An 11,595-nucleotide genomic window follows, 5' to 3' on the forward strand; every position below is an offset into this window, starting at 1 on the left:
CTAATTAATTTAATTCACTATAATAATCTCTATTAGTATCCAGATAACCCCATTCATAATCATCTCTATAAAAATACCCCAACTCAGTCAATTGATCAAAAACTTTCTGCAATGACTCAACAATATCTGTAGTCTTTGTTAATGAACGAGCTGCTTCTGCCTCTGCAATTATCGCTGGAAGTTTTGCTCTTGCGTTAAGTGAAGTAGCTGGATTTACTAGCAATGAATTCATAAATTCAATATAATACTCTACTGACTCTTTTGGTTTAGTAAACCACATCGCTTTTGATCCAAACATATCAAGTGTTTTCAAATCAAATTGTTCGCCGCCATTTGATACTTCTAATTCAAATACTCCCCAAATAGTACGATCACCAGAATTTTGAGGAACTTTGAATGTAAATTCAGGATGCGTGGCATTACCCTTGAATATTTTTACCGTTGCTTCTGAATTTGATAAGGCTGTATCACGAGAAAATCTGTGTACATAAAACACATATCTTCCATCTTTCCATTGACGAACAGTAGTAGTTTCTGGACCATAATAATCCACATCATCCCAGTCCAAATCAACTAACTCAATATTCCCTTCTGAATAATCACGATTCGCATAATACACATGGAACCCGTCTCCATTATTCCCTGGACCTGTAAAGTGGGAATCTACATCACTCTCTAAGCCATTCCACTCAAGCATGATTTTCCACTCAGAACTAGCTGCCGCTCGAATTATTGTTCCATTTTGTTGTGTTTCAAAAGTAGAGCTTGCAACTGCTGTAGTAATTGGTGTATCAACGTATCCACTACCTTTTATCGTACCATTATATACACCTGGAGCAGTATAAACGAAATAATAACCATTTGCGTCAGTAACAGCATCAGCTTGATCTGAATTACTTGTAAAGCTTAAGCGTAAATTTGAAATGCCTTTACCATAAATATCTGTAATTCTTCCACTAAATCCTGTTGCCACCTTAAACGATCCTTGAACACTATGACCTATAACACGGGTTACATTTGTTCCATCGATAGAAACTGGCTTAGGTGTTACAGTAACCGTCACAGTTTTACCAATATTACTACTTGTAATTTTAATAGGTTTAAAAAAGAACATTCTATACGTCGGAACGTACTGTAAATCATCTAGTTGAATAATTTCACCATCAATTGTTGCTTTAACATCAAAATCATTTGCTGTTAAATTCGTTAGAGGATCTTCTAGATGAACCGCTATATATGACGGGCTTACTGCTATAGATTGTAGCGTTGTTGAAGAAGTACCTGTGTATCCTTCTGTAATACTCTCCCCACCAACAGTTATATCACGCCCATTAATGTCTAGAACAACATTTTGTGGTTTCGTTTCAATTGATGACCCTGCTGAACTTCCAGAAGCTTCAAGAAGACGAATTGCACCTTCTCCTAGAACAGAAGCAATAGCAGATAGTGCTAACGAATCAATACTAGAATTCGCTGGAAGATTAATTCTCACGTTTGTCGCAATTGAATTGACTGTATCAAAACGTCCCTCTAATGTCACATTACCAGATGTGTTCTGTAATGCTTCTGATAAAAATACATTTGTAAACCCATCAAAATCACCTGTTAAATTCTCTTCAAAAAGAATAGTAGGAGACTCTATTTTCACTTCGTCCACTCTTGTTTGTCCCTGAGCTACTACTCGAACTGAACCATTATTTTTATTTACAATAATGGTTACTAAAGTAGAGTCATTGAAATGAATACTATTCTCTCCTCCACCTTTTACATAGGTTTGACCTTCTACTTTTATATTATCAAAGTGAACATTTCCTTCCCCAACTGAAGAAGCAATCGTTAAATCACCTTTAATAATAGCATTCTTTAGTGTTACATCTGCCGCTTTCACCGTTACATCTCCATCATATACATGTGGAGCATCTTGAGTACCACCATATGTACCTGCATGCTCAATTACACTCGGAGATGAATTCCCATCTACTTTCTTAATCTCACCTGTTGAAGATATACTTACCTGTTTCGATGCTTCAAATTGTGCTAATGTCATAATACGACTGGCTAATTGAGCATCTGTTAACGTTACAACATCACTAGCTTTAATAACTTGACCACCAATTAATAAATACCAATTTCCTATGAAAAAACTAGCTTTGTTGGACGATGCTTGAAACTCACCTACCGACTTATACGATAGAGATGTTACATCATAAAAACCATCTGGAGCCGTTCTTTGTTCCGCATTAGCTAATGAAGGTGTTACAAGAGAGAACACCAACAAAAATGCTAACGCTAATCTTAATCCTCTAATCACTCATCCATTCCTCACTTCTCTATTAAATTATTGGACTAATAACCTATTATTCTTCCCTTTAATTCCAAACAAAAGGAAATTAGACCCGATATAATTATACATAATTTTCTAACTATTTAAACCGCATTAACCTTTTTTATACAAAAATGTTAATAAGCACATTTTGTTTTTATATCTGTTTAACAATGATGATTAACAAGGTAATTTTTCTAATTGTTATAGGACCCTCTACTACTATTACTCACCGTCAATTTGAAACTACTATTGCTGGAGTTAATGATAGAGTTAAAATAAATCAAAACAAATATGCATTAAAACATTTAAATTTGGAATGAATTTTATTATAAATATAATAAATAAAACAACCCGATAATATCATAATAAAAGATACTACCGAGCTGCCTTTATATAGATTCAAATTAATTAGTTATTTAAGAGCGAATTTGACAAATTAATAATAAATTTTTATGATTTAACCAGGAACTTGGTATTTAGAATTTTAAACAACTCGTTTACTTTTTCAATTTCCGAATCCATTAATGGTTCAGAAACCAAGTTTGTACTACCAATAGTAATAGACATCTTCCTAAATGTCTCTATATTATCGATTGTTACGGTAGTAGATTTTTGAGATTCTAGACTAGCCTCTAGGATCTCTTTTTCATTTTCTTTAACACTTTCTTTTTCTAAATAAAGTGTTATTAGTTCTTTCATTGGGACTAAACATTCTATAAAATCATTCTCCTCTTCCAAATCATTCTTACGATTAGGAACTAAAACAAGATTTTTTTTCCTCAAATCAAAAATATTGCCATTTACATGTTTAACAAACTTACCTCTTTCTTTTTTATCAATAACGTTCATTAAAAGTCTCGATAATTTAAACTCTCTAGACCCATTTTTACAAAGTATTCCGGGATTATTTTTTCTATTATAATAGGACCAGAAATTTTGTGTGAAATTATCGATCTTATCTAAATCCTCTGCATCTATAACAAATGAATTATGTATATTGTTTTCATTCCCTACACATACAGCAACGACATCATCATTTAAAAAGTAATACGCGTTTTTCATAAGTTTTCATCTCCTTTCAAACCGCTCAATTCCGCTCGGTAATCAAATTGATTCCGCTCGAAACCCAACCCAATTCCGCTTAGCAACCAAATCTATCCCGCTTAAAAACAATCCAATTCCGCTTAAATAACCTTAATTAATATACAACTAGTAACGCAATGCATCAATAGGTAATTAATGTAAATACCACAAACATTTTTTTTATAGTTCCCTCTTCTTAAAACCACCATTCACTATTAAGCGGATTTAAAACAGAACCATTAAATTGATGAATTCTTTATTAAAATCTAAATCACTAAAAAAATCCCCTTTATACTAAGTACAAAAGCGGATTATAAGAAAACATATTTCACAACAAGAATTATAAATGCTATAGTTATAAGTCTTGTAAAATAAACTACTAATAATGCAACCATCTTAATCGATCAATGTATATAAAAGTATGACATCCACTAAAATACCACTAGTCTCCAGAAACTCTAACATTTCAACTAATTCAGGGCGTAACTGCGTTCTTCCTGAATAACCAATGTCATTAGCTTTATGTTGTCATATTCGCAGTATTCAGCGATAACCTTTTCTTGATAAAGAATACTATCCAGTTCATCTTCTATACCTTTTGGTTTGATTGACTTTCGACAATAAGAAATACCACGTCTAGTTCTTTCTCTTTTCTTTCATTTCATAATCAAATAAACCTCCTAACTGCTGTATTTCTGTGAAGGTTGAGGATGTTCAATTTTGATAATCGACTTCTAGTTATAACTATGTTTTCCCATTTCAATTCAACTAATGAATCCGAATCATTTTTAAACTAATTAACTGAAGAACCATTTTCTGTTCGACAATAACAAAACGGTAAGCTAGTTAATCTAGTTAAAAAACGATAAGTTGAATTTTAGCCAACAAGTAATTTAGTAAAATCTAAGGTTAATACAGAACTAAGATTTTACATTTAACCAATTTCAATATAAAAGCAATCAAAGATATTTTTAATTAACAAATGTAGTACCTACTGAATCCAAAGCTACTACTGAAACGTCTTTAGGTATTTGATAAAAAACATTTACTAAATGCAATTTATCTTTCGAAAAATGATTTAAACTAGGTACAATAATGCAATCAACTTTCATTTCCTTCAGCCGAAGAAGTTTGACCATTGCTTTAAATACCAGCGCTTCTTTAGTTAAACAAATACTTGTTTCATAAAATATCTTCGCTAGATGTAGTTGATTATTTTCACAAAAATCAACTACTAAATCAGATAAATCACCAATCTCCTTAGATTTAAATGACTTAATGTATCCAATTACTATTTTGCTTGAGAAGTCCAAAGCATTCTCAACTGGAAGGTTAAAATGCGTATAAGGCCAACATCTCATTTGACCTTTATTCGCTAAACTCATTTGCATATCTGTTTGATAAGAGTAATCAACAACAGATTCTTTAAACAGCTAATTTCTCTCCTTTCTTGTTTAACTTACCAATGGAAGTTAAACTCTCAAACTTTAACTATTTCACCTCGCTTTAACTAAACTTTATAACTAACTATTTAACTAATCACATAGTTAAAAAAGCATACCTCTCAAATGTGAAAGAGGTATGCTAAGATTATTTTTCAGAAATGAAAATTTTATGCATTTTAATTTAAAAAGAAAAAAAGCGAAGATTAAATAGAGGAGTAAACATAGTACTACTAGTGGCTTGAATGGCATAACGTTTTTTATACAGAAAAAGCTCTGATGAGATTTCTCTCAACAAAGCTTTTACATACGAAACATTAACAAAAATTATTTAGCAATTGTTACAGAACCAACTTTCACAATGTTTGTAGCATTATCTTCAATTGCAGAAGTTGCTCCAACTTTAGCCTCAAGTGTAAGAGTTTCTGCTATTTGAGCTTCTGTTAATGCACTATCCAATGTAATTGTAACAACTTTATTATCAGCTGAAAGTGCATTAGCAGTAGTACCGTAAGCAACTCCAGTAGTTGCATTGCCAATTTTAATAACGAAATCATCTTTATCTGCTATACCAGCAGCAGTAATTTCTTCAGAGAATGTTACTTCAATTGTTTTTGTACCTGTTACTTTGGCAGATACTACATATGGTTTTACATTCTCAGTTAAATTAACCGAATCATTATAAGCTTTCATTTCTATTCCAGCTTTACTCTTAACACCAGAAATACTAATAGCTCTTTCACCAGTTAAAGTATTTTCACCTAATTTTAAAACTACTTCCTGTGTTCCAGAACTTACTGGTTTCAATGTAGCAGATTTAACTTCAACACCTGCAATGCTATAGTTAGCAACATTAGTTGCACTTGCACCATCAAGTTCTCTATCAAATTTAAGAGTAACTGTGTTATTATCATTAGCTACAATACCACCAGAATTAGTTAATTTTGGCTCATCAGCGCTTACATCAGCTTGGTAAGTGAATACAACTTCAATTGGTTCTGTAGTTGTATTACTAGCAACATCTGTAGCATTAACCTTAAATTTATATTTAGTTCCTTCAATTAATGCTGAAGAATCAAATTTAGCATTTGCTAATTTAATTTGAACGCCTTTACCATCTGTTGTTAACGCAACATCACCAGCTGCTGTACCAAATGCAAAGTTCTTATCAGATACAGTAACATAATCTTTATAAGCAGATGCAGAAGATGCTACTGCTGTTGGTAAAGCAGGAGTTCCACTAGTAGTCGTACTTAACTTCTCATTAAACTTAAGTTCTAAATATTTTACTCCTGCTACTTCAACTACTTGTGAAGATTCTAATGTTGGAGCAGTAACGTCCTTTTTAATTGAAAGAATTTGAGTATAATCTGCTTCCATATCTTCGCCAGATAAATCAGTTACAGTGCTTGTTCCTGTAGAAGCAAGTGTAATAGTTTTATTAATTTTAACATCAGCAAGTACTGAATTTCCTGAACTGATTGCACTTCCAGATAAGGTTACTGTGTACTTTTTCTTATCATTTGAATTTTGTTCAATTTTTGTTGCTGTGACAGGAGCACCACCTGTTACTTTGAAGCGATTATCTGCATCAGCACTTACTGAAGTTTCGAAATTCTGAACTTCTTCAGAAAACTCAACCTCAAGAACACTATCACTAATTGCTTTCAAAGATGTAACCGTTGGTGCTACTCCATCTTTATCACCAACTTGGAAATTGAAAGTAGTAGGATTTGGATTTAATAAGTTACCAGCAAAATCCTTAGTTCCTAATAATGTAGCAGTAATAGTCTTTCCAGCATATTTTGTAGCTGATACTGTTAACGTAACAGACTTCTTATCAGTAGAAAGTGCTGAAACTGTCACATCACTAGAAGGAACCACTGTACCATTAGCTAATTTAAATGTAAAGTTACCTAGTGTACCAATTGGCTCAGAAAACGTAACTTTATTTACTTTAGATGTTTGTTTTTCTACAGAAGCTACTGTTGGTGCAGTAGTATCTTTTCCTAAGTTAACTACTTCATCATAATCAGCGATTTTTTTAGATTCTGTATTTTGAACATTTTTAATTACAACTTGATAACGACCTGCAAAAAGCTCTTGTATAGAACTAGAGTCTAGTCCAGCTGTTACAACAAGAGTTTTTCCATCATCACTCAATTTAGCTGTAGCATTACTTTCCGTAATTTCTTTACCATCAAGAGAAGTAAATGCAATATTAGTACCGTTTAGTGCTCCCGTAGTAGTATTAGAAATTACTGTTGAAGTTTTTACAGCTTGGTTAAATTTAATTTGAACTTGAGTAGCGTTAATCGCACTTCTCAAGAAATTTACTCACTTAACTAATTCGTCATTGTCAATAATTATAATGTGCAATTAAAACCAATATATGCACTATTTCATTGAAATTATTGTTTAAACTAGAAGTTGTATTTTGAATCAAAGTATTTAATCACGTAGTTTTCTTGGTATACCTTTTATACTTTTAGGTAAAATTTCTCTTTCTAGTCTCTCGTAAACTGCACCAAACTTACTATTGCGAAATCCCTCATTTAAATCATTAAAAATGGAATTAATATCAGCATTACTGCATGAATAAGGCTCCTCAAAGATAAAATCAAAATATGGTGAATCGACTCTTCCTTCCTCTTTCGTGCAAAATATTACAGCATACTTCTCTAAGATAGTTTCTAAACCAAAGGCTTGAAAAGGAACACAATATAGTCTCAAAATTACACCATTTACATCATTCTCTCCAACCTTATATTTATCTCCAGCAAAATGAACAGTAGCAACTTGATTTATTTTCCTATTAGCGAACTCATTAATTTCCCTTTGAAAATAGAAACCAATACTTTCTTCCCACTTTACTTTTTTCGGTTTTCTATCAGCGATTAGCTTTAAATTTTTTAAGCGTCCACAAAGCTCCATGAATAACTCTTTTCCTTCAGGATCTAGAAGCATTTTTATTCCCTCCATTAAGAATTAACTAGTTAATAATGCTGAATAATCACTATATATTCCTCATGTACCTTTTTTAATCGAATAACCTTGCATTTATGTCATGATTACTCCAAAAATAAATAACGCATAAATCCATACATATGATAATGTTATTGTTAAATACCGGTTTTTGGTAAAAGTAGGGAAATAACTTTTCGAATGGAGAAATTAGAATGGCATTTAAAGATGAAATAAAAGAACGTTTATCTAATTACAAAGTAAACAAAGTAAATGTGCTCGAAAATGGCATATGGAAAGCAAATGGAAAGCAATATCCTCATATTTTACCTATCAACAAATACGAATTGAACTTCTTAGATACATACAGAGCTGATTTATTAAAACACATTAAAGATAACAATATAAGCCTTCATAGAGATTTTCATCATTTAAATTCTTCACAAGCTCTTTGTATGAACTTCTTCTTTCCGATGATTGTAGAAAAACAGGAAAGCATACTTTTACAAGCACTTAAATTAAGTGGGGAGTATGTTGTATCTTATGAGTTCGAAAAAGTACTTTCCGAATTGGAAGGCACTAACTTTGACTTTTATGTTCAATTACAGTCAGGAAAAAGGATATACTTTGAAATTAAATACACTGAGGAAGCTTTTGGTAAAGTAAAAAAATCAGATTGGCAATCGGAGAAATACTTAACCAAATACCAAAACATCTACAAAGATATGTTAGTCGGAAAGATGAGACAGGAAATAAATATGTATGAAGAACTAATGAAAAATTACCAACTACTCAGGAATATCGCATATTTAGATACTTCCAAAAATGATTTGTTTATAATCATCAGCCCCCGCGATCACACGAAACTTCACAAAGAATATGATTATCTAATCAAAAATGTAATAAGCCCTACAATACATAAGAGCATTCATTTAATTACATGGGAAGATATATTAGAAGAAACTAAAATAATCATAAACTCTAGAGACAATATACAACACACTCTCTTAACTCATTATTTAATGTTTGAAGAAAAATATATGTATGATACAGATATTTATAAACCAAGAAACTCCTAGAATAATCAGAATATCACCGGACAATTATTCCTTTAAACTTACTATACCAAATGCTAATTATTCATATCCAAAGAGACTATATGGAAAGAGAAGAACCCAAGAATGTTGCTTTATCAACGTTCTTGGGTTTCACTCTTTAGTTTGATATATCTTTTTAAGGAAATTCCATTTCACAATAATATTTTACCTTCAATTAATATCCACACAAAGCTTCATAAATTAGTTATCTAAATCTTTCCTTAAATTACACATCAACTGTATTAACTTTCAGAAAATTGTTAATCATAATTAATAACTTAATTTAAGGAGGAAAAATCTAAATATGAATGTTAATCAATACAATACATTCGCAGAATTTATTACTGATTTTATGCTGGAAAGAGGGTTAACACAAAAGGAACTTGGAGAAATCATGCACGTTTCAGGTGCTATGATTAATCACTTAAAACAAGGAAGACGATTACCACGTGAACTTTCCCTAAGAGCTCTAGAAAGTAAATATGAAGAACTTAATTTTTCTGAGCTACAGAAACTAGTTAATAGGAGTAAAACAAAAAAAGTAGCGAAGAAAGGTGATAACCCCATAAAAGAAAAGACAAAGGATCTTGAAGTCAAAAAGATAAAAGATGATCAACCACAAACAAGCTCTAGTAATGAAATTGATAACTCTGTTATCCATAAGGAATCCGAAGAACAAACACAGGATAATCCGATGCTTACAAAACTACTAAATCAATTAAGTGAGCGTCCAGAATTAATAACTCCTTTATTGAATCTCACTAAGTATTCAGATGATATTCAACGAGAGGTAATAGAGCACATCCATGACTTCGCAGAATCTTCCATAAGTAATAAAGTACAAAAGGTTACTCACAAAGAGTTTAAAAAGTACTTTGTAGATACTTCAAATAAATGGATCAAAGAAACCAAACCTATTGGTTATGAAGGTAAAAGTAATGAAGAATTGGAGGATATTTCAGTAGTTGGCCATCTACAACTTAGTAACACAGGATTATTTTTTGCATTAGAAATCACAAAGGATTATTTGCTAATAACAACGCGCCAGCAAGATAAAGAACATATTAATGAGTATATGAACTTAATTTCAGGTTTTAAAATAACAACACGTTCTTATGGAAATCTAGGTAATATTTATTCGAGCGGTCCAATAAATACAGTACATATCTTTAAGCCATCGCCATTCGTTAGTAATGTTAAGAACATATTGAAGACTAAAAATATACACTTCAACAAGTCTACTTTTGAAAATGACTCCTATGAAGTGTACTTCAAATAGGCTAGAAGGGACATTATACTGTCATGCTATATAGCGAAAACTTTGATTTACCCGCTCTTGAAATTAAATTCCTACGATATTTAAAAAGTAAAGGAAAGCCTGAATCAACGATTACTGCTTATAAAAAAGATTTAAAATCATTTAAGCAATTTATATACACAGAATATGATGGTAAATTTCTATTTGAACAATTAACACAAAGCGATGTAGAAGACTATTTGGGATATCTAGTTTTAGATAGAAAATTAAAGCAAAGTACTGCTAATCGACACCTTTCAACTTTAAAATCATTCGCACGCTTTCTAGTATCATCTCAAGGCTACAAGGAAAATATACCTACAAAGATAGAGCATGAACGTGTAAAATCACCATTACCTAAAATCCTAACCGAAGATGAGCTTACTATTTTATTAAATACTGCTCAAGAAATGTCTACTTACTATTACACAATCATCGCGACCATTTACAATACTTTAAGCAGAATTACAGCCATTGTTGAATTAAAAAAAGAGAATGTGAACTTAGAGGAAAGAAAAATCTTTCTACCTTATATCAAAGGTGGAAGAAATCAGTTTCTTCCTATAAATGATAAATTGTTTGTTATTTTATCAAAATTTTTAAATGAACATCCAGCACACTCTTCGTCTTTTCTCTTTCATTCACCTAAGAATATTACAGAGCATATCACCAGTGATATTGTACGAAAGAAGTTACATGAAATAACCGCAACAGCAGGTATTGAAAAGCGAGTTACACCTCATCTTTTACGTCATACAGCAGCTACATTTTTAACAGAACGTGGTATCTCTCAAAAAGCACTAGCAGAAATTATGGGTCATACCGACACTCGATCAACGGATGTGTATCAACATCTAACTCTGCAGAATCTAAGGGAACCGATTAATATGCTCCCTTAGTTAACCAAAATCTCAGGATAAGGTATTTACCTTATCCTTTTTCTTATGATTATTATTGCCTTTTTATCAGCAAATATACAATTGCTTAAAAATTAAATCAAAACAAATAATGATTAATAATTAATAATTTATCATTATTTGTTTTGATTTAAAATTATTAAAAATCATTAATTCAATTATTTGGTATCTTTTCATCTTTATTTTCACTTATTCCGCTCCATATATCAGAGTATTACAACTACTACTTTAAAACTTCTCTCTATTGCAATACCCAATTTAGTTTTGCTATGCCTCAAAAAAATAGCAGACCATTCATATAATAAGAAACGGACTACTATTTTTCATTTTCACCCTAATGAATGAGAACTAGTGTAGATTAACTCTTATTCTTCTCTCTATAATCAAATAATTCAACAAGTTCTTCGGTTGTTAATTTATCCTCAGATACAGAAGTAATCAATTGTTGAATAAGATCCATCTCTTCATT

General features: G+C 31.5%; 8 protein-coding genes. 3 read left to right on the forward strand and 5 right to left on the reverse strand.

All coding sequences use genetic code 11. The annotated features are described in order from the left end of the window. Positions 1-4 precede the first annotated feature (4 nt). The 5 genes from TX86_RS17515 to TX86_RS17535 form a co-directional block, all read right to left on the reverse strand. The gene (locus TX86_RS17515; RefSeq protein WP_042350897.1) at positions 5-2,311 is read right to left on the reverse strand and encodes a DUF2135 domain-containing protein; all 2,307 of its coding nucleotides are present in this window, start codon (positions 2,309-2,311) and stop codon (positions 5-7) included. 465 nt (positions 2,312-2,776) lie between these two features. Then, on the reverse strand, positions 2,777-3,388 hold the full coding sequence (locus TX86_RS17520; RefSeq protein WP_042350898.1) for a hypothetical protein: 612 nt from the start codon (positions 3,386-3,388) through the stop codon (positions 2,777-2,779). A 992-nt stretch (positions 3,389-4,380) separates the two neighbouring features. After that, positions 4,381-4,794 carry a recombinase family protein gene (locus TX86_RS17525; RefSeq protein WP_154663154.1) on the reverse strand — a complete coding sequence of 138 codons (414 nt, stop codon included), beginning with the start codon at positions 4,792-4,794 and terminating at the stop codon, positions 4,381-4,383. 384 nt (positions 4,795-5,178) lie between these two features. Next, a complete protein-coding gene (locus TX86_RS17530) occupies positions 5,179-7,179 on the reverse strand; it encodes a hypothetical protein (RefSeq protein ID WP_042350900.1) in 2,001 nt (666 codons plus the stop codon). A gap of 123 nt (positions 7,180-7,302) precedes the next feature. Beyond that, positions 7,303-7,818 (reverse strand): hypothetical protein, encoded by a 516-nt coding sequence (locus tag TX86_RS17535; RefSeq protein WP_042350902.1) that lies wholly within the window; start codon positions 7,816-7,818, stop codon positions 7,303-7,305. 212 nt (positions 7,819-8,030) lie between these two features. Here TX86_RS17535 and TX86_RS17540 point away from each other — a divergent pair, with 212 nt between their 5' ends. From TX86_RS17540 to TX86_RS17550, 3 genes are all read left to right on the forward strand, one after another. Next, the gene (locus TX86_RS17540) at positions 8,031-8,894 is read left to right on the forward strand and encodes a PGN_0703 family putative restriction endonuclease (RefSeq protein WP_042350904.1); all 864 of its coding nucleotides are present in this window, start codon (positions 8,031-8,033) and stop codon (positions 8,892-8,894) included. A 322-nt stretch (positions 8,895-9,216) separates the two neighbouring features. Further along, positions 9,217-10,191 (forward strand): helix-turn-helix domain-containing protein, encoded by a 975-nt coding sequence (locus TX86_RS17545; protein ID WP_042350905.1) that lies wholly within the window; start codon positions 9,217-9,219, stop codon positions 10,189-10,191. A gap of 23 nt (positions 10,192-10,214) precedes the next feature. Further along, on the forward strand, positions 10,215-11,108 hold the full coding sequence (locus TX86_RS17550; protein ID WP_042350906.1) for a tyrosine-type recombinase/integrase: 894 nt from the start codon (positions 10,215-10,217) through the stop codon (positions 11,106-11,108). Positions 11,109-11,595 lie beyond the last annotated feature (487 nt).

Source organism: Bacillus massiliigorillae (assembly GCF_000380245.2).
Classification (GTDB): Bacteria; Bacillota; Bacilli; order Bacillales; family DSM-1321; genus Bacillus_AD; species Bacillus_AD massiliigorillae.

What these genes read in the sequence shown, in the direction of transcription:
- TX86_RS17520 (WP_042350898.1), bottom strand. Translation starts at nt 3,388, where the DNA reads ATGAAAAACGCGTATTACTTTTTAAATGATGATGTCGTTGCTGTATGT.
- TX86_RS17525 (WP_154663154.1), bottom strand. Translation starts at nt 4,794, where the DNA reads ATGAGTTTAGCGAATAAAGGTCAAATGAGATGTTGGCCTTATACGCAT.
- TX86_RS17535 (WP_042350902.1), bottom strand. Translation starts at nt 7,818, where the DNA reads ATGCTTCTAGATCCTGAAGGAAAAGAGTTATTCATGGAGCTTTGTGGA.
- TX86_RS17540 (WP_042350904.1), top strand. Translation starts at nt 8,031, where the DNA reads ATGGCATTTAAAGATGAAATAAAAGAACGTTTATCTAATTACAAAGTA.
- TX86_RS17545 (WP_042350905.1), top strand. Translation starts at nt 9,217, where the DNA reads ATGAATGTTAATCAATACAATACATTCGCAGAATTTATTACTGATTTT.
- TX86_RS17550 (WP_042350906.1), top strand. Translation starts at nt 10,215, where the DNA reads ATGCTATATAGCGAAAACTTTGATTTACCCGCTCTTGAAATTAAATTC.